The 18,060-nt window shown below is 72.2% G+C and carries 20 protein-coding genes and 1 pseudogene; 5 read left to right on the top strand and 16 right to left on the bottom strand.

Annotated elements, in window-relative coordinates; all coding sequences use genetic code 11:
• Nucleotides 1-55: 55 nt before the first annotated feature.
• The 5 genes from ACH4ZX_RS22035 to ACH4ZX_RS22015 form a co-directional block, all read right to left on the bottom strand.
• Nucleotides 56-589 carry a DUF3618 domain-containing protein gene (locus tag ACH4ZX_RS22035; protein ID WP_398275210.1) on the bottom strand — a complete coding sequence of 178 codons (534 nt, stop codon included), beginning with the start codon at nt 587-589 and terminating at the stop codon, nt 56-58.
• Nucleotides 586-999, bottom strand: coding sequence for a phage holin family protein (locus ACH4ZX_RS22030; RefSeq protein WP_398275207.1), 414 nt, complete (start codon nt 997-999; stop codon nt 586-588). The genes ACH4ZX_RS22035 and ACH4ZX_RS22030 overlap by 4 nt, the downstream gene beginning before the upstream one ends.
• A gap of 67 nt (nt 1,000-1,066) precedes the next feature.
• Entirely contained in the window at nt 1,067-2,701 is a 1,635-nt protein-coding gene (locus tag ACH4ZX_RS22025; RefSeq protein WP_398275204.1) for an IS200/IS605 family accessory protein TnpB-related protein, read from the bottom strand.
• A gap of 181 nt (nt 2,702-2,882) precedes the next feature.
• Complete coding sequence (locus tag ACH4ZX_RS22020; RefSeq protein WP_398275201.1) at nt 2,883-3,605, bottom strand: hypothetical protein; 723 nt, start codon at nt 3,603-3,605, stop codon at nt 2,883-2,885.
• Nucleotides 3,602-3,733 (bottom strand): hypothetical protein, encoded by a 132-nt coding sequence (locus ACH4ZX_RS22015; RefSeq protein WP_398275198.1) that lies wholly within the window; start codon nt 3,731-3,733, stop codon nt 3,602-3,604. The genes ACH4ZX_RS22020 and ACH4ZX_RS22015 overlap by 4 nt, the downstream gene beginning before the upstream one ends.
• Nucleotides 3,734-3,892: 159 nt before the next feature.
• Between ACH4ZX_RS22015 and dapA the strand changes: the two genes are divergently transcribed.
• Nucleotides 3,893-4,801, top strand: a complete 909-nt coding sequence (gene dapA / locus ACH4ZX_RS22010; protein WP_398275196.1) for a 4-hydroxy-tetrahydrodipicolinate synthase — start codon at nt 3,893-3,895, stop codon at nt 4,799-4,801.
• Between the two features lie 142 nt (nt 4,802-4,943).
• Here the strand turns inward: dapA and dapD are convergent, their stop codons facing one another.
• Nucleotides 4,944-5,933: a 2,3,4,5-tetrahydropyridine-2,6-dicarboxylate N-succinyltransferase gene (gene dapD / locus ACH4ZX_RS22005; RefSeq protein WP_398275193.1), complete on the bottom strand. Its 990-nt coding sequence runs from the start codon at nt 5,931-5,933 to the stop codon at nt 4,944-4,946.
• Between the two features lie 546 nt (nt 5,934-6,479).
• On the opposite strand from dapD, the gene ACH4ZX_RS22000 reads away from it, so the two are divergent.
• A complete protein-coding gene (locus tag ACH4ZX_RS22000) occupies nt 6,480-7,301 on the top strand; it encodes an AbfB domain-containing protein (protein ID WP_398275190.1) in 822 nt (273 codons plus the stop codon).
• A gap of 286 nt (nt 7,302-7,587) precedes the next feature.
• On the opposite strand, the gene ACH4ZX_RS21995 is transcribed toward ACH4ZX_RS22000, so the two are convergent.
• Genes ACH4ZX_RS21995 through ACH4ZX_RS21960 form a run of 8 tightly spaced genes read right to left on the bottom strand, consistent with a single transcriptional unit; the run spans nt 7,588 to nt 14,176 of the window.
• Nucleotides 7,588-7,920: a metal-sulfur cluster assembly factor gene (locus ACH4ZX_RS21995; RefSeq protein ID WP_103784224.1), complete on the bottom strand. Its 333-nt coding sequence runs from the start codon at nt 7,918-7,920 to the stop codon at nt 7,588-7,590.
• On the bottom strand, nt 7,917-8,387 hold the full coding sequence (gene sufU / locus ACH4ZX_RS21990) for a Fe-S cluster assembly sulfur transfer protein SufU (protein ID WP_398275186.1): 471 nt from the start codon (nt 8,385-8,387) through the stop codon (nt 7,917-7,919). Before sufU ends, ACH4ZX_RS21995 begins: the two co-directional genes overlap by 4 nt.
• Nucleotides 8,388-8,403: 16 nt before the next feature.
• Nucleotides 8,404-9,660 (bottom strand): cysteine desulfurase, encoded by a 1,257-nt coding sequence (locus ACH4ZX_RS21985; RefSeq protein ID WP_398275183.1) that lies wholly within the window; start codon nt 9,658-9,660, stop codon nt 8,404-8,406.
• Complete coding sequence (gene sufC, locus ACH4ZX_RS21980) at nt 9,657-10,436, bottom strand: Fe-S cluster assembly ATPase SufC (RefSeq protein WP_398275179.1); 780 nt, start codon at nt 10,434-10,436, stop codon at nt 9,657-9,659. Before sufC ends, ACH4ZX_RS21985 begins: the two co-directional genes overlap by 4 nt.
• A gap of 7 nt (nt 10,437-10,443) precedes the next feature.
• A complete protein-coding gene (locus tag ACH4ZX_RS21975) occupies nt 10,444-10,773 on the bottom strand; it encodes a bifunctional 3-phenylpropionate/cinnamic acid dioxygenase ferredoxin subunit (RefSeq protein ID WP_398275177.1) in 330 nt (109 codons plus the stop codon).
• Nucleotides 10,770-11,987: a Fe-S cluster assembly protein SufD gene (sufD, locus tag ACH4ZX_RS21970; protein ID WP_398275174.1), complete on the bottom strand. Its 1,218-nt coding sequence runs from the start codon at nt 11,985-11,987 to the stop codon at nt 10,770-10,772. Before sufD ends, ACH4ZX_RS21975 begins: the two co-directional genes overlap by 4 nt.
• Before the next feature lie 54 nt (nt 11,988-12,041).
• Nucleotides 12,042-13,463 carry a Fe-S cluster assembly protein SufB gene (gene sufB / locus ACH4ZX_RS21965; RefSeq protein ID WP_398275171.1) on the bottom strand — a complete coding sequence of 474 codons (1,422 nt, stop codon included), beginning with the start codon at nt 13,461-13,463 and terminating at the stop codon, nt 12,042-12,044.
• A complete protein-coding gene (locus tag ACH4ZX_RS21960) occupies nt 13,460-14,176 on the bottom strand; it encodes a helix-turn-helix transcriptional regulator (protein WP_398275168.1) in 717 nt (238 codons plus the stop codon). The genes sufB and ACH4ZX_RS21960 overlap by 4 nt, the downstream gene beginning before the upstream one ends.
• A 214-nt stretch (nt 14,177-14,390) precedes the next feature.
• On the opposite strand from ACH4ZX_RS21960, the gene ACH4ZX_RS21955 reads away from it, so the two are divergent.
• Genes ACH4ZX_RS21955 through ACH4ZX_RS21945 form a run of 3 tightly spaced genes read left to right on the top strand, consistent with a single transcriptional unit; the run spans nt 14,391 to nt 17,189 of the window.
• The gene (locus tag ACH4ZX_RS21955; RefSeq protein ID WP_398275165.1) at nt 14,391-15,368 is read left to right on the top strand and encodes an ABC transporter ATP-binding protein; all 978 of its coding nucleotides are present in this window, start codon (nt 14,391-14,393) and stop codon (nt 15,366-15,368) included.
• 20 nt (nt 15,369-15,388) lie between these two features.
• Nucleotides 15,389-16,132: an ABC transporter permease gene (locus tag ACH4ZX_RS21950; RefSeq protein WP_398275497.1), complete on the top strand. Its 744-nt coding sequence runs from the start codon at nt 15,389-15,391 to the stop codon at nt 16,130-16,132.
• A 46-nt stretch (nt 16,133-16,178) separates the two neighbouring features.
• Entirely contained in the window at nt 16,179-17,189 is a 1,011-nt protein-coding gene (locus tag ACH4ZX_RS21945) for a heme A synthase (protein WP_398275163.1), read from the top strand.
• A gap of 45 nt (nt 17,190-17,234) precedes the next feature.
• On the opposite strand, the pseudogene ACH4ZX_RS21940 reads toward ACH4ZX_RS21945, so the two are convergent.
• Both ACH4ZX_RS21940 and ACH4ZX_RS21935 read right to left on the bottom strand, forming a co-directional pair.
• Nucleotides 17,235-17,475: pseudogene (locus ACH4ZX_RS21940) on the bottom strand (amidohydrolase); the annotation flags it as partial.
• 203 nt (nt 17,476-17,678) lie between these two features.
• Nucleotides 17,679-17,999 carry a hypothetical protein gene (locus tag ACH4ZX_RS21935; RefSeq protein ID WP_360758962.1) on the bottom strand — a complete coding sequence of 107 codons (321 nt, stop codon included), beginning with the start codon at nt 17,997-17,999 and terminating at the stop codon, nt 17,679-17,681.
• Nucleotides 18,000-18,060 lie beyond the last annotated feature (61 nt).

Raw genomic sequence — 18,060 nt, 5'->3', positions numbered from 1 at the left:
CGGGTGCCCGCCCGCGTCGGCCGTGCCGTCGGCTCCTGCCCAGGCCGTCGGCCGGCTAGCGCTTCCTGGGGTACCGCCACGCGACCACCGCGGCGAAGACCAGTGCCGCGCCGATGGCCAGCGCCGGACGCGGATGCCGGACCGCCGCCGTGACCACGGGCCGGGCGGGCCACGGCACGCCGCGCTCCACCTTGCGCTCCAGCGCGTGCCCCGTCTCCGCCGTCCTCTCCTGAGCCGTGTGACCCGCCCGCAGCGCCCGTTCCTGTGCCGTGTGCCCCGTCCGTACCGCTCGTTCCTGCGCCGTGTGGCCCGCCTGGAGCGCCCGGTCGTGGACCCGGTGCCCGGCCTTCGTCGCCGTGTCGTGGACCTTGTGCCCGGCCTGCGCCGCGGTGCTGCGCAGTTGCACGGTCATCGCGCCCGCCTTGTCCCGGAGGTCGGCCGCGCGGGCCTGCGCGCGGCCCTTGACGTCGATCCTGCCCGCCAGCTCCGCGACCGTGTCGCCGAGCTGGCCGCGGGTCTCCTCGATCTGCCGCCGCAGCTCCTCGGGGCCATGGGACCCCGAGCCCGGCACTCCTGCCCTGTCCGTCATCGGTGCGCCCTTTCCCTGATCACCTCGACGTCGGCCCTGACGCTGTCGAGGGTCCGCTCCGGGGTGGGCGGTCCGGCCCGGCGCAACTGGGCGCGGCCGGTCACGGCGAGCACGCCCGCGATCGCGAACAGCGCGCCCGTCACGATCAGCGCCGCGGCCCAGACCGGCAGCACCAGCGAGAGGGCGGCGGCCCCGGTGGCGGCCAGGGCGAGCAGGCCGGCGTAGGCGACCGCCCCGGCGGCGCCGAGCAGTCCGCCGCCGCGCCCGGCCCGGCGGCCTTTCACGGCCAGCTCCTCCTTGGCGAGGGCCAGCTCCTGTCGTACGAGCCGCGAGAGCTGCTCGGTGGCCCGGTTGACGAGCTCGCCCACCGAGCGCTGCCCGTCCAGCCTGGTTTCCGTGGTCCCGCTCACGGTGTCCCGCCTCCTCTCATACCGCCTCTCCTGCCGGAGGCACCCGGGTACCCGCACCGGGCTGCGGTTACCGTTCCTGGTCAGTGAGCAGGAGTGAGTCTTGGACCCAGACCTGGTCACTGCGGACATCCCGAACGGTTTTGGGTGTCCTGGTCGCCCGCGTTCGCTCCGCGTCCGGTGGCACGCATCGGGTGCGTGGTCCGGGAACGCGGGGGCGGGTTTCCTCACGCCCTCGGTCACCATGTCCGGCCTGGACGGTCCGATGCCCACGACGATCACTCCGGTCGTCGCGGGGCGGTGCCGTCCGTCGCCGGATACCGTGCCCGAGGGCGCGTCGTCCGATCGCCACGGCGGCTGCGTCGTGGCGGGTGGTGGTGCGGTTCTTCGAGGTGAGGGGCTTCTGCCAGTGCTCGGCGCCCCAGCGGGAGGTGTAGGCGGGGTCGACGGCGACGATGGTGATGCCGAGTTCGGCCGCCATCGACACCAGGCGGGCCCGCAGCCTGGCGACGGGCATGCCGGAGACGAGGTTGCGGAACCGCTTGCGGCGGCCGTGCTTCTCCCGGGTCTTCTCCGCGGTGAAGTCGAGGTCTTCGACCGCGATCGCGAGGCGGTGGCGTTCGGCCCAGTGCAGCAGGCGGATCAGCGCGTGCCGGACCTGGGCGTCCCGGTGGGCGGCGTTGCCGGTCAGGTCGTAGAAGAAGCGGAGGGGTGCGCCGACGGGGTTGCCGTGGGTGTCCAGGCGCCAGGCGGCCAGGTGATCGGCGTTGGTGTCGACGCCGATCAGTCCGTTCGTGCGGGCCGCGGCCAGGGGCACGATCTTCACCGGGGGGATCGTCCACGAGGCGGTCAGGTACCAGCGCCCGCGTGCGGTGTCTTCGTGGATGCGGTAGGCGACGGCCCGGTTCGCCAGGATACGGTCGGCCCACTGCTCGCCCCGGTGCGCGAACGCCACCTTCGCGGCGAGCACGTACCGGCCGTGCGGCGCGTTCGCCAGATGTGCCAAAGGGGCGGGGAGCTTGAGGGAGATCTCGCCGCCGGGAGTGACGCGGACGGTCTCGTTGCCGAAGCGTTTGCCGGACTCGCCGTCGGCCTGGAGGAACCGGCGCCCGGCCTGCCACCGGATGCGCCACTGCTCCTCGGTGAGCTGCGCGGCGTCCAGGTGGTGGCGGGTGTTCAGCAGCCGCTTGCCGCCCCGCACCACGTGCACGACTCCGGCCTGCCAGTCCGCCTGCACCGCTTTGAGCCGGTCGGTGAGCACGTGCAGCCGGCGGGCCTTGGCATGCCACTCCCGCCTGCTGCGGTAGCCGCCCGGAACCCGCCCGGCTCCCTTCTCCCCGACCGGCAGCGACAGCCGGTGCGCGATCACGGCCACACCGGCTTCCAGGCTCTGGAGGTGCGCGAGCTGCCCGCGCCGGGCCAGCGCCCACTGATCGTGGGTGGCCTTGGTGATTGACCCGGCCCAGCGGGAGGAAGACGCCTCCGTCAAGGCACGCTTGCGCGCGGCCCACTGCTCGCTGTCATGGTCCAGCCCGGCCGCGCACCGCGCCTTCAGGTCCCTCGAGGCGAGTGTGCCCAGATGGTCACCGACCAGACGAAGAACCCGCTCGTCCTCGGCACTCAGGCGCTTGAGCCGGTCACGGACCGCCACACCCGACGGACCGGGGACGACGAACGGCGCCGCCAACTCCCGCAACCCACCCACCCCCGATCACCCCCATCCCCCCGCCGGCCGACCCCTCACCACGCTCAACGACCACCCACCGGCAAAGGTCACACATTCGACCAGGGAACCTCCGTTCCCGCCCATGAGGTGCACCTGCCACAGCCCGGACACTCACTCACGCAGGCCAGAACACGCCTGTGCGCAGTCAGCCACCAGCAGTTCACAACCCCTCGCGCCCGCCGTCCGGCCCGGGCTCGCCCAGCCGGGCCAGCTGCGTCTGGAACCAGTCCAGGCGCGCCTGCAACAGGGCCGCCTCGGCGACGAGTTCCGGTACTCCCAGCCCGTCGGCGGCGGCACCGTCCCCGGGCGGCGCGGCACCCGCGCCCGCAAGCGCCCCCGCACCGGCGGTCGCCCCCGCAACCACCCGCAGCCCGTCCCCGGCCAGCCGCGCGAACCCGGCGAGCGACACCGCCGTACGGCCGCGCAGGCAGCCCGCGCAGGACGGCGCGAGGGCCCGCCAGCCGGGGCGGCCCCAGCCCGCGTCGGCCAGCGCCGTGGCGGGCCGGCCGCACCCGCACGGGCCGACCGTGGCGGTGCGGACCCGCTGGCGGGCGTAGCGGAAGCCGCGTTCGAAGCGGATGTAGGCGCCGAGGACCGACACCTCGAGCAGCGCGGCCGCGCGGTGCTCGGCGGTGCAGAGCAGTCCCTCGGCCGTGGCGCGGTCGTGCACGCAGTGGAAGCCGCAGTCGCAGCGGCGGTGCGGAGCCCGGTGGCGCAGGCCGTAGACGCAGGACGCGTCGGCCACGACGCCGTACGGCAGCGCGCCACCCAGCGACACACCGGTGAACCCGGCCCGGGTGCCGTCCTGGGACAGCACCGGGTGGGCGATCTTGTATCCGGTCGGCGGCTCCGTCGGGCGTTCCTCCGGAAGCCGCAGTCTCATCGGGCCGCCGGGACCTCTTCGGGGGCCTTCAGTTCCTCGGTCTCCCTTGGGGTCTCGAGGTCCTGCTCCTCATGGGCCTGCGGCTGTTCCTCCGCGACTCCGGTGGCGAGTGCCTTGCCGAGCTTCATGACGCCTCCCATGACCGTGTCCGGTGTCCGTCCTGGCCATGGTGACCCATGAAGGGCCGAATTGGACACAGGGCCCAGCGCATCCTTCAGTTCTCCTAAGAGATATGCCGCAGAAGAATTAAGTGGAGCTACGCGGACAACTGTGTCGAGACTGCCTTCATGAAGCCTCCCGCGACCGCCCTCACCGCTCCTCCCTTCGGCCGTGCCCTGTGCGCGATGATCACGCCCTTCACCGAGGAGGGCGCGCTCGACCTGGACGGCGCGCAGCGGCTCGCGGACCGCCTGGTCTCCGCGGGCTGCGACGGCCTGGTGTTGTCGGGGACGACGGGCGAGTCGCCGACCACCACCGACGCGGAGAAGGCGGCGCTCGTCTCGGCGGTGCGCGAGGCGGTGGGCGCACGCGCGTCGATCGTGGCGGGCGTCGGCACCTTCGACACCCGGCACAGCGTCGAACTCGCCCGGCAGGCCGAAAAGGCCGGCGCGGACGGCCTGTTGGTGGTCAGCCCGTACTACAGCAGGCCCCCGCAGGACGCGTTGGAGGCGCACTTCCGGGCGGTCGCGGACGCGGTGGGTGTGCCGGTGGTGCTGTACGACATCCCGGGCCGCACCGGCACCCGCATCGAGCCCGAGACGATGATCCGCCTCGCCGAGCACCCCCGGATCGTGGCGGTCAAGGACTGCTCCTACGACTTCCTCGCCGCCCAGAAGGTGCTGCTGCGCACGGACCTCGCCTACTACGCGGGCTGCGAGGAACACCACCTCGCCCTGTACGCGGTGGGCGGCGCCGGCTACATCAGCACGGTCGCCAACGTCGTCCCGTCCGGGCTCCGCGCGGTCCTGGACACGTTCGACGCGGGTGACGCTCCGGGGGCCGCGCGCCTCCAGCAGCGCGCCACGCCCCTCATCGAGGCGATGATGTCGGCGGGCCTGCCCGGCACGGTCACGGCCAAGGCCCTCCTGAACGAACTCGGACTGCCCGCGGGCCCGGTCCGCCCCCCGCTCCTGCCCGCAAGCCGCGAGGCAGCCGAGCGACTGCTGAAGGCCTTCGAGGAATACACGGCCGACTGACCCCGTGCACGGCCCGCTCGCCCCCTGGGCGGCGAAGCGGAAGCGCCGCCCCGAGGGCCGCACGACCCGGACCTGAACAGGCGCCCCGCCGGCGAGGGTGACGGGGCGCCGTGCGCGGGTGTGCGGTCCGGGAGCCGGCGGATCAGTTGTGGTTGTGCAGGATCTCGTTCAGGCCGCCCCAGACCGCGTTGTTCGGGCGGGCCTCCACCGTGCCGGTGACCGAGTTGCGGCGGAAGAGGATGTTGGAGGCGCCGGAGAGTTCGCGGGCCTTGACGATCTGACCGTCGGGCATGGTGACGCGGGTGCCCGCGGTGACGTACAGGCCCGCCTCGACCACGCACTCGTCGCCGAGCGCGATGCCGACGCCCGCCTCGGCGCCGATCAGGCAGCGCTCGCCGATGGAGATGATCACGTTGCCGCCGCCGGACAGCGTGCCCATGGTCGAGGCGCCGCCGCCGATGTCCGACCCGTCGCCGATGACGACACCGGCGGAGATGCGGCCCTCGACCATCGACGTGCCGAGGGTGCCGGCGTTGAAGTTGACGAAGCCCTCGTGCATGACGGTCGTGCCCGCGGCGAGGTGCGCGCCGAGCCGGACCCGGTCGGCGTCGGCGATGCGGACGCCCTTCGGGACGACGTAGTCCGTCATCCGCGGGAACTTGTCGACCGAGGTCACCTGGAGGTGCAGGCCTTCGGCACGGGCGTTGAGCCGCACCTTCTCGACGTCGTCGACGGCGACCGGACCGAGGGAGGTCCAGGCGACGTTGGCGAGGAAGCCGAACATGCCGTCCAGGCTCTGGCCGTGCGGCCTGACCAGGCGGTGCGAGAGCAGGTGCAGGCGCAGGTAGACGTCGTGGGCGTCGAGGGGCTTCTCGTCCAGGGAGGAGATGACCGTGCGGACCGCGACCACCTCGACGCCCCGGCGCGCGTCCGGGCCGACCGCCTTCGCGGCGCCCTCGCCGAGCAGTTCCACGGCCCGCTCGGCGGACAGCCGCTCGGTGCCGGACGGGCCGGGCTCGGCGGCGAGCTCCGGCGCGGGGAACCAGGTGTCGAGGACGGTGCCGTCGGCGGCGATCGTGGCGAGGCCGGCGGCCACCGCCCCGGTGGTGCTGGGTGCAGTCGTGTCGGTCATGACGGAAACCTAACCGGCCGGGCCGCACCGAGGCCAACCCGCACGCGCCGCGTCTCAGCGGGCGAGCCGCGGGGACGAGCGCAGGCGGGCGACGGGCAGGTGGGCGGGCCGCGGAAGGGCGGGCGAGGACGGGCGGGCGGACGGACGACCGGCGGACGACGGCGGAAGGGCGGGCCGCGGAAGGGCCGCGGGCGGGCGGCAGCGCTCGGCGCGGCGCCGTGACCGCGAGGACGGCACGGGCGTCGCGATGCGCGGGGACCGTGCGGCGCGTCCCGTGTACGGCGCCTGCCGCGGGCGACGTGGCGCCGGAGCGGGAAGCGCCGGGTACGGCCAACGGCCCACGCTCGCACCGGAGTAGGCGGCGGCGCGCCCCGTGAACGGCCCCGCGGAACGCGCCTCGGACGACCCCGGGAAGCGATGTGGAAACGCACTTGTTCAAACGGCTGCTCCCCCGCCCCACGGTCCACTAGTGTTTCACCGTTCACATACCGGGTCATCGCCGCCGCGGCCGTGCGTCGCCGTGGTGCGCCGCTGGAGGAACAGCGCATGCACGACAACAGGTCCCGGCCCCCTCATGAGCCCTGGGCGAACGGCTGGGCGCAGGACACCTCCCGCGCACCGGGCACCCGGCGGCTCTGGCTGGCCGGTGCCCTCGCCCTGGCCACCGTCGTCGCCTGTGTGACGACGATCGCCGTCAACAGGGAGGGCACGCGCGACACGGCACGGACGGCGGTCGCCTCGCCGGAGGCCACCGTGCCCGGGCTGATCTCCTTCGCCGCCCCGTCCGCGGGCACGGCCTCCCCCGTCCGGCACCAAAAGGCCCCGTCCTCGCCCGGGCCCACGACGGCCCGGCCCCGGCCGGGCGTCTCGGCGGACGCGGCCTCGCCCGCTCCCGTGCGGTCCGGCTCGCCGTCGGCCGGGCCCGGTTCGGCCTCGCCGCGGCCGGCGGACGTCCGGCGGTCGGTCCGCTCGGTCAACTATCCCGACCGCTACTGGCACGTCAGCGACGGTTACGTGCGGCTCGACCCGGTGCGCGGCCCGGGCGACCGTGAGGACTCCACGTTCAAGCTGGTCAAGGGGCTGGCGGACGCGTCCTGCTACTCCTTCGCCACGCACGACGGCGGCTACCTGCGCCACCGCGGCTTCCTGCTGCGCGCCGAACGCAACGACGGTTCCGCCCTGTTCCGGCAGGACGCCACCTTCTGCCCCCGCGCCTCGGCGTTCCCGGGCGCGGTCATGCTGGAGTCGGTGAACTACCCCGGGCGCTTCCTGCGCCACCAGAACTTCGGGCTGAAGCTGGACCCCTGGCAGAACAGCGACCTGTACCGGCAGGACTCCGCGTTCCGGCTGGTGGACGGGCTCGCCTGAGCGCAGGCGTACCGGCAACGGACAGACAGGCGGGGGGGGGGGCCCCCCGGGGGGGGCCCCCCCCCCCGGGGGGGGGGGGGGGGGGGGGGGTATACACACCCGCCCCCCCCGCCGCCCCCCCGCGCGCGCGGGGTATTGGGGGGGCCCCCCCCGCCCCCACCCCGGCCCGCCCCCCGGGGGGGGGGGGGGGCGGGGGCGCGCCGGCGCCCCGCCCCCCCCCCCCCGCCCCCCCGGGGGGGGGGCGCCCCCCGGGGCCCCCCCCCCCCCGCCTGTGTCGGGGGAGCTGTCAGACGTTGAACCCGAGCGCCCGCAGCTGCTCGCGTCCGTCGTCCGTGATCTTGTCCGGGCCCCACGGCGGCATCCAGACCCAGTTGATGCGCAGCTCGTTGACGAGGCCGTCGGTGGCGGACTTGGCCTGGTCCTCGATGACGTCGGTCAGCGGGCAGGCCGCCGAGGTCAGGGTCATGTCGACGGTCGCGATGTTCGCGTCGTCGATGTGGATGCCGTAGATCAGGCCCAGGTTGACGACGTCGATGCCCAGTTCGGGGTCGACGACGTCCATCAGGGCCTCGCGGAGCTCCTCCTCCGAGGCCGGCTTCATCTCAGCGGTGTCGGTCATGCCGTCTTCCTTTCGGCGTCGGCCGCGCCGCCCAGCGCCTGGGCCGTCGCGTCCTTCCACGCCATCCAGCTCAGGAGGGCGCACTTGACCCGGGCCGGGTACTTGGAGACACCGGCGAACGCGACCGCGTCCTCCAGGACGTCCTCCATCGCGTCGTCGGGTTCGATCCGGCCCTTGGACTGCATCAGCTCCAGGAAGGTCTCCTGGATCTTCTGCGCCTCGGCCAGGTCCTTGCCGACGAGGAGCTCGTTCAGCACGGAGGCCGAGGCCTGGCTGATGGAACAGCCCTGGCCCTCGTAGCTGACGTCCTCGATCTTCGTGCCGTCGTACTTCACGCGGAGGGTGATCTCGTCGCCGCACGTCGGGTTGACGTGGTGCACCTCGGCGTCGCCGTCCCGCAAGCCCCGCCCGTGCGGATTCTTGTAGTGGTCCAGGATGACTTCCTGGTACATCGAGTCCAGCTTCATGCGATCGCTCGTCCCGTCAGCCGAAGAAGTTCCGTACGTGCTCCAGTCCGTCGACCAGAGCGTCGATCTCGGCCGGCGTGGAGTACAGGTAGAACGACGCTCGCGTGGTCGCGGGAATTCCGTACCGCAGGCAGACCGGCCGGGCGCAGTGGTGGCCGACCCGGACCGCGATGCCCTGCTCGTCGAGGACCTGGCCCACGTCGTGCGGGTGGATGTCGCCGAGCGTGAAGGAGATCGCCGCGCCCCGGTCCTCGGCCGTGGTCGGGCCGATGATCCGCAGGTCGGGGACCTGAGCCAGACGCTGGACGGCGTACTCGGTCAGCGCGTGCTCATGGGCGAGGATCTTGTCCATGCCGATCGCGTCGAGGTAGTCGATCGCCGCGCCCAGGCCGACCGCCTGCGCGATCGGGGGCGTGCCCGCCTCGAACTTGTGCGGCGCCGGAGCGTAGGTCGAGGAGTGCATCGACACCGTCTCGATCATCTCGCCGCCGCCGAGGAACGGGGGCAGGTCCTCGAGCAGCTCCTGCCGGCCCCACAGCACGCCGATGCCGGTCGGGCCGCACATCTTGTGGCCGGTGAAGGCCACGAAGTCGGCCTGCAGCGCCTGCACGTCCAGCGGCATGTGCGGGGCGGCCTGCGAGGCGTCGACGCAGACCAGGGCGCCGACCTCCTGGGCGCGGCGGACGATCGCCTCGACCGGGTTGACCGTGCCCAGGATGTTGGACACCAGCACGAAGGAGACGATCTTCGTCTTCTCGGTGATGACCTCGTCGATGTTGGACAGGTCGAGGCGGCCGTCGTCGGTGAGGCCGAACCACTTCAGCTTCGCGCCCGTACGCTGCGCCAGCAGCTGCCACGGCACGATGTTGGAGTGGTGCTCCATCTCCGTGATGACGATCTCGGTCTCGTGGTCCACGCGGTAGGGCTCGTCGGCCCAGCCGAGCATGTTCGCCACGAGGTTGAGCGACTCGGAGGCGTTCTTGGTGAAGATCACCTCGTCGCGGCTGGGCGCGTTGATGAACGCGGCGACCTTGTCGCGCGCGCCCTCGTACAGCGCCGTGGCCTCCTCGGCGAGGACGTGCACACCGCGGTGGACGTTGGCGTTGCAGCGCTCGTAGTACTCGTTCAGGGCGTCGAGCACCTGGCGCGGCTTCTGCGAGGTCGCCGCGTTGTCCAGGTAGACGAGCTTGCGGCCGTCGTGGACCTGGCGGTCCAGGATCGGGAAGTCCTTGCGGAGCGCCTCGGCGTCGAGGAGGCCCGGCAGTTGTGTCATGCGACAGTCTCCTTCGGGTTCGCTCCGCTCGTCACGTACGCCTCGTAGCCCTCGTTCTCCAGCTTGTCCGCGAGCTCCGGACCGCCGGACTCGACGATGCGGCCGCCGGCGAACACGTGGACGTGGTCGGGCTTGATGTAGCGCAGGATGCGCGTGTAGTGCGTGATCAGCAGGGTGCCGACCTCGCCGGACTCGCGGACGCGGTTGACGCCCTCGGAGACGATGCGCAGCGCGTCGACGTCCAGGCCGGAGTCGGTCTCGTCGAGGATCGCGACCTTCGGCTTGAGCAGCTCCAGCTGGAGGATCTCGTGGCGCTTCTTCTCACCGCCGGAGAAGCCCTCGTTGACGTTGCGCTCGGCGAAGGAGGAGTCCATGTGGAGGCGCTCCATGGCCTCCTTGACCTCCTTGACCCAGGTGCGCAGCTTGGGGGCCTCGCCGCGGATGGCGGTGGCGGAGGTGCGCAGGAAGTTGGAGACGGAGACGCCGGGCACCTCGACCGGGTACTGCATCGCCAGGAACAGGCCGGCGCGGGCGCGCTCGTCGACGGACATCGCCAGGACGTCCTCGCCGTCGAGGGTGACGGTGCCGCCGGTGACCGTGTACTTGGGATGCCCCGCGAGGGAGTAGGCGAGGGTCGACTTGCCGGAGCCGTTGGGGCCCATGATGGCGTGCGTCTCGCCCTGCTTCACGGTGAGGTCGACGCCCTTGAGGATCTCCTTCGTGGCGTTGTCGGCCTCGACGGTGACGTGCAGGTCTCGGATTTCAAGCGTTGCCATGGGTGCCTCAGGACTCCTGGGTGAGGGAGACGAGAACGTCGTCCCCTTCGATCTTGACGGGGTATACGGGGACGGGGCGCGTCGCGGGGAGGCCGGAGGGCTTGCCGGTGCGCAGGTCGAAGCTGGAACCGTGCAGCCAGCACTCGATCTGGCAGTCCTCCACCTCGCCCTCGGAGAGCGAGACGTTCGCGTGCGAGCAGATGTCGTAGATCGCGAAGACCTCCCCCTCGGTGTGCACGAGGGACACCGGCGTGCCGTCGATCTCCACCCGCTTCGGGGTGCCCTCCTCCAGCTCGCTCAGCGCGCAGGCGCGGACGAAGCCCGGTGTTCCGGTCATGCGACGGACTCCTCCAGCTCCTGGTCGATCTTGGCGATGAGGCGCTCCTCGATGTCCGGGACGCCGATCTGCTGGACCAGTTCGGCGAAGAAGCCGCGCACGACGAGGCGGCGGGCCTCGTGCTCGGGGACGCCGCGGGCCATCAGGTAGAACAGCTGCTCGTCGTCGAAGCGACCGGTGGCGGAGGCGTGACCGGCGCCGACGATCTCGCCGGTCTCGATCTCCAGGTTCGGCACCGAGTCGACCCGGGCGCCGTCCGTGAGGACGAGGTTGCGGTTCATCTCGTAGGTGTCGGTGCCCTCGGCCGCGGCCTCGATGAGCACGTCGCCGATCCACACGGCGTGCGCCTCCTCGCCCTGGAGCGCGCCCTTGTAGACGACGTTCGACTTGCAGTGCGGCGCGTTGTGGGTGACCAGGAGGCGGTGCTCGTGGTGCTGGCCGGCGTCGGTGAAGTACAGGCCCAGCAGTTCGGCCTCGCCGCCGGGGCCGGCGTAGGTCACGCGCGGGTGGATGCGCACCAGGTCGCCGCCGAAGGTGACGACGATGTGCCGGAAGCCGGCGTCCCGGCCGATCAGGGCGCCCTGCTGGGACACGTGCACGGCGGTGTCGTCCCAGTCGACCACGGTGACCACGGTGAGCTTCGCCCCGTCGCCGACGATGTACTCCACGTTCGCGGCGCGGACGGTGTCGCCGGTGTGGTCGATGACGACGGTGGCCTCGGCGAACGCCTCGAGCTCGAAGACGGTGTGGCCGTAGGTCACGCCGCCCTCGCCGTGCAGGGCGAGGCGGACCGGCTCGCTCAGCACGGTCTCCTTCGGCACGGTGACGACGGTCGCCTTCTCGAAAGAGGAGTAGGCCTGGGCCGCGACGCGGTCCACCGGCGCGCCGGCCCGGCCGAGCCGGGCGTCGTCGCGGCCGACCGTCTCGACGGTGACGCCGTCGGGCACGGAGAACTCGGCCTTGACCGAGCCGCCGGCGGCCGCGGTGCCGTCGTGCAGGCCGCGCAGGCGCTCCAGCGGGGTGAACCGCCACTCCTCCTCACGGCCGTGCGGGACGGGGAAGTCCGCCACGTCGAACGAGGGCGGCGCGCTCATGCGCGAGACGACGGTCGACTCGGCGGCGACCGCGATCGACCCGGCGGTGGTGGACCCCAGCGGTGGGGGTCCGCCCGCGCGAGCGGAGCCGGGCGTGGTGGAGTTCTGGGCCTCAGCCATGGCTGTCGTAGTGCTCTCTTTCCTGAGTAAGACGTCTGCCGGTGATGGGGCGGGTCAGCCGACCGCGCCCTCCATCTGCAGCTCGATCAGCCGGTTGAGCTCCAGCGCGTACTCCATCGGCAGTTCCTTGGCGATCGGCTCGACGAAGCCGCGCACGATCATCGCCATCGCCTCGTCCTCGGACAGGCCGCGGCTCATCAGGTAGAAGAGCTGGTCCTCGGAGACCTTGGAGACGGTCGCCTCGTGGCCCATGGACACGTCGTCCTCGCGGACGTCGACGTAGGGGTAGGTGTCCGAGCGGGAGATGGTGTCGACCAGCAGCGCGTCGCACAGCACGTTGGACTTGGACCCGGGAGCGCCCTCGCCGATCTCGATCAGACCGCGGTAGGAGGTACGGCCGCCGCCGCGCGCCACCGACTTGGAGATGATGTTGGAGGACGTGTTCGGGGCCATGTGGACCATCTTGGCGCCGGCGTCCTGGTGCTGGCCCTCGCCCGCGAAGGCGATGGACAGGGTCTCGCCCTTGGCGTGCTCGCCCATCAGGTAGACGGCCGGGTACTTCATCGTCACCTTGGAGCCGATGTTGCCGTCGACCCACTCCATGGTCGCGCCCTCGTAGGCGACGGCGCGCTTGGTGACCAGGTTGTAGACGTTGTTCGACCAGTTCTGGATGGTCGTGTAGCGGCAGCGGGCGTTCTTCTTGACGATGATCTCGACGACCGCGCTGTGCAGGGAGTCCGACTTGTAGATCGGAGCGGTACAGCCCTCGACGTAGTGCACGTAGGCGCCCTCGTCGACGATGATCAGGGTCCGCTCGAACTGGCCCATGTTCTCCGTGTTGATGCGGAAGTAGGCCTGGAGCGGGATCTCCACGTGCACGCCCTTCGGCACGTAGATGAAGGAGCCGCCGGACCACACGGCGGTGTTCAGCGCGGCGAACTTGTTGTCACCGGCCGGGATGACGGTCCCGAAGTACTCCTTGAAGAGCTCCGGGTGCTCCTTCAGGGCGGTGTCGGTGTCGAGGAAGATGACGCCCTGCTCCTCCAGGTCCTCGCGGATCTGGTGGTAGACGACCTCCGACTCGTACTGGGCGGCGACACCGGCGACGAGGCGCTGCTTCTCGGCCTCCGGGATGCCCAGCTTGTCGTAGGTGTTCTTGATGTCCTCGGGCAGGTCCTCCCAGGACTCCGCCTGCTTCTCCGTGGAGCGCACGAAGTACTTGATGTTGTCGAAGTCGATGCCCGACAGGTCCGAGCCCCAGTTCGGCATGGGCTTCTTCTCGAAGAGCTTCAGGCCCTTCAGGCGCAGCTTCGTCATCCACTCCGGCTCGGACTTCTTCGCGGAGATGTCCCGGACGACCTCTTCGCTCAGGCCGCGCTTCGCTGCGGCACCGGCCTCGTCGGAGTCGGCCCAGCCGTATTCGTACTTGCCCAGGCCTTCGAGCTCGGGGTGGGCAGTCTCCGTGGGGAGAGTCATGCGGGGTTCCTCCCGGCCGTGCTTGCAGATGCGTTGTGGGAAATCTTGGGGATGAACGTCGTGCAGACGCCGTCGCCGTGGGCGATGGTGGCCAGCCGCTGCACATGGGTCCCGAGCAGTTCGGCGAAGAACTCCGTCTCCGCCTCGCACAGCTGGGGATACTGCTCCGCGACGTGGGCCACCGGGCAGTGGTGCTGGCACAGCTGCTCACCTTGGTGCGGGAGGGGCGCGCTGCGTGCCGTAGCAGCGTACCCGTCCACGCTCAGGGCCTTGGCCAGGGCTTCGGCCCGCCGGTCGGGGGCGGCGCCCTCGACCGCCTTGCGGTACGCGCTCGCCTGCGCGGCGATCCGGGCGCGCGCGAAGGCGGCGACCGCCTCGCCGCCCTCGCGCTCGGCGATCCAGCGCAGGGCGTCCGCGGCGAGCTTGTCGTAGGACTGGTCGAAGGCGTCACGGCCGCAGTCGGTGAGCGCGAAGACCTTGGCGGGGCGGCCGCGGGTGCGGGCCCCGTAGACCCGCTGCTCGCGTGCCTCCACGACGTCGTCGGCGGCCAGCGCGTCGAGGTGCCGGCGTACGGCGGCCTGGGTCAGGCTCAGCCGCGCGGCGAGCTCGGCGACGGTCGACGGCCCGTGGTCCAGGATGGACCGCGCGACGCGGTTGCGCGTGGAACGCTCACCGGTCGCGAGTTCCTCCTGCCGGGACTCAGTCGAAGGCACGCCGTTTTTCACAACGCCATTGTTGCGTAATTCGTGAGGGGCGGGCAAGCCGCCTCCTGGCGGCCGGACGGTGCCCTGCGTCACTTAGGTATACCTAATCCCACCTGCGGAAACGATCTTCGGCGGACCGGCCGGGCGGACGCGGCCGGCCGGCCGGATCCGATCCCGCACCCGCCCGTCGGGGGCACCGGCGGCGAACCTAGACTCTGGACCCATGCGAAGTGAGCCCGCCCACCCGTCTCCCGGCCACGACCTATCGGGGAGACGCCTCGCGTCGCACCCGCTCATCGAGGTCCGGGCCCTGGTGAAGCGGTACGGCACGAAGACCGCCGTGGACGGTCTCGACCTGGTGGCCCGCGCCGGCGTGACCGCCGTGCTCGGCCCCAACGGGGCGGGCAAGACGACGACCGTCGAGACCTGCGAGGGCTACCGCAGACCGGACTCCGGCACGGTGCGCGTCCTCGGCCTCGACCCGGTGCGGCAGGCCCGGGAGCTGCACCCGCGGATCGGCGTGATGCTGCAGTCCGGCGGCGTCTACTCGGGCGCGCGGGCGGACGAGATGCTGCGCCACGTCGCCCGGCTGCACGCGCATCCGCTGGACGTGGACGCGCTGATCGAGCGGCTCGGCCTCGGCTCCTGCGGCCGCACGGCCTACCGGCGCCTGTCCGGCGGGCAGCAGCAGCGGCTGGCGCTGGCGATGGCCGTGGTGGGCCGCCCGGAGCTGGTGTTCCTGGACGAGCCGACCGCCGGCCTGGACCCGCAGGCCCGCCGCGCCACCTGGGACCTGGTGCGCGACCTGCGCGCGGACGGTGTCTCGGTGATCCTCACCACGCACTACATGGACGAGGCCGAGCAGCTCGCCGACGACGTGGCGATCATCGACGCCGGCCGGGTCGTCGCGCAGGGCTCCCCGGAGGAGCTGTGCCGCGGCGGCGCGGAGAACACGCTGCGCTTCACCGGCCGCCCGGGCCTGGACGTCGGCTCCCTGCTCAAGGCGCTGCCCGCGGACTGCTCGGCGGACGAGCTGACGCCGGGCTCGTACCGGGTCGTCGGCAAGGTCGACCCGCAGCTGCTCGCGACCGTGACCTCGTGGTGCGCCCAGCACGGGGTGATGCCGGAGAAGATCTCGGTGGAGCGGCACACCCTCGAAGACGTCTTCCTGGAGCTGACCGGCAAGGAGCTGCGCTCGTGACTGTGGGTACGTACACGCCGATGCCCGGCGCCGCCCCGCTCCCCCGCATGATCGCGGCGCAGGCCGTGCTCGAGACGAAGATGCTGCTGCGCAACGGCGAGCAGCTGCTGCTCACCGTCGTCATCCCCACGCTGCTGCTGGTGCTGTTCAGCTCGGTGGACATCGTCGACACCGGTGCGGGCGAGGCCGTCGACTTCCTCACCCCCGGCGTCCTCGCGCTGGCGGTGATGTCGACGGCGTTCACCGGCCAGGCGATCGCGACGGGCTTCGAACGCCGCTACGGCGTCCTGAAGCGGCTGGCCTCCTCGCCGCTGCCGCGCTGGGGCCTGATGACGGCGAAGACGGCGTCGGTGCTGGTCACGGAGATCCTCCAGGTGATCCTGCTGACGGTGATCGCCTTCGCGCTGGGCTGGTCGCCGCACGGCAACCCGGCCGCGGTGCTGCTCCTGCTGGTGCTGGGCACGGCCGCCTTCTCGGGGCTCGGGCTGCTGATGGCGGGCACCCTGAAGGCCGAGGCCACCCTGGGCGCCGCCAACCTGGTGTTCCTGCTGCTGCTGGTGGGCGGCGGGGTGATCGTGCCGCTGGACAAGTTCCCCGCCGGCGCCCAGGACGTGCTCGGCCTGCTGCCCGTCTCCGCCCTGTCGGACGGCCTGCGGGACGTGCTGCAGCACGGGGCCGGCCTGCCCTGGGCCGACCTGGGGATCCTGGCCGGGTGGGCGGTCGTGGGCCTCGCGGCCGCGGGGACGTTCTTCCGCTGGGAGTAGGCGCACCGTGGACCCTCGTGAAAGCGTGCACAAGCGGCGGCCTACCATGGGGCTCGTGCCAAACCTCTCCCGCGCCGACGCCCAGGCCGCCGCGCGCAACCCGCTCGCCTTCGTCGCCGAACGCTGGACCCCGGCTCCCCGGACGGTTCAGCGGGCGGCTCTCTCCGCGCTCGTGATGTCGGTGGTCATCGTGGTCACCGGCGGTGCGGTGCGGCTGACCGGTTCCGGGCTCGGCTGCCCGACCTGGCCCAAGTGCACGGCCGACTCGCTCACCACCACCGGCGCGATGGGCCTGCACGGCGTCATCGAGTTCGGCAACCGGCTGCTGACGTACGTGCTGTGCGCGGCGGTCGGCTGGGCGATCGTCGCGGCGCGCGCCGCGAAGCCGTTCCGGCGCAGCCTCACCCGGCTGGGCTGGGCGCAGTTCTGGCTGGTGATGGGCAACGCGATCCTCGGCGGCATCGTGGTCCTGGTCGGCCTGAACCCGTACACGGTCGCGGCCCACTTCCTGCTCTCCACGGCCCTGATCGCGGTCGCCACGGTGATGTGGCAGCGCACCCGGGAGGGGGACGGCGCGCCCCGGCCGCTGGTCGGCCCGGCCGTGCAGCAGCTGGTGTGGTTCCTGGTCGCCGCGTCGGTCGTGCTGATCGCGGTCGGCACGGTGGTGACCGGCTCCGGTCCGCACGCGGGCGACTCCAGCGAGGTGGAGCGCATGCCGCTGGACTGGGAGACGGTCAGCAAGCTGCACGCCGTGCTGGCCTGGATCGTGGTGACGCTGACGTTCGCCCTGTGGTTCGTCCTGAAGGCGGTCGACGCCCCCAAGGGCCCGCTGGACCGCACCCGCGAGCTGTTCGTCGTACTCCTGCTGCAGGGCGCCATCGGCTACGTCCAGTACTTCACGAAGCTTCCCGAGGTGCTGGTCGCCCTGCACATGTTCGGCTCGTGCCTGATGTGGATCGGCGTCCTCAGGGTCCTCCTGGCCCTGCGTGAACGCCCCGACGTCACGGCCGACCTGCCGGGGCCCTCGGCCGAGCTGAAGGCCGGCACCTCCGCGTAACCCTGCCGACGCCGCGGACCGCCCATCCCCGGGTCGGTCCGGGCGGTACAGCCGGTGGGCGGTGCCGGCCCCGAGCGTGCGCGCGACCCGGCCGGCGCCGGCATGGGACCAGACGCCCCCGGCACCCGGCACCCGGCACCCGGGCGAGCGACTCGCGGAACAGGCGGGCGGCCACCACGTGCAGCTCGGGCAGGCCGTGGGCGTCGCCGGAGAAGAGGATCTCCCCGAAGGACGCCGGTTCCAGGACCTCGGCGCGGACGGTCGCGGCGCGGGCGCCGGTACGGACCCGCGGGCGCCGGTACGGACCAGGGCGGCTGCGATCAGCCGGACTTCCCGCCAGACGCCGCCTCGCAGGGCCTGACGGGTGAACCGGGCGTGTCAGTCGCGGTCCGGTTCCCCCGGCCTTCTCCGTGCGGCCTTCTCCGTGCGGCCTTCTCCGTGCGGCCCTTTCCCGCGGCTTTCTCCGCCCGGTCTTCTCCGCAGGGTCGTTCAGCCGCCGAGCTGGATGCCGGCCATCCTCTTCCACTCGTACTCGCCCGTGCGCACCTTCGCCGCGAACTCGCCGTCGAAGGCCTCGTGGACGGTGACGCCCGCCTTCTCCACCGCCTTCTCGGCGATCCCGTACGTGGGGGCCACCAGGTCGCCCCAGCCGCCGTCCTCGCCGACCAGGACGATCCGGGCGCCGCGCTCGCCGATGTAGGCCACCTGGGCCTCGGCGCCGCCGTGGGCCTTGGAGAAGGCGTCGATCTGCTTGGCGAGCCGGGCTGCCTTCTGCTCGGCCTTCGCGTCAACCTGCTGCGTGTCTGCCATGGCCAGGATGCTACTCACCGGTAGATCGACTGGCGAGGGCAGGTCACTGTGACGTATGTCG

The organism is Streptomyces sp. NPDC020490, from assembly GCF_044335305.1.
Lineage (GTDB): Bacteria > Actinomycetota > Actinomycetes > Streptomycetales > Streptomycetaceae > Streptomyces.
This window is presented reverse-complemented; position numbering and strand designations above follow the sequence as displayed.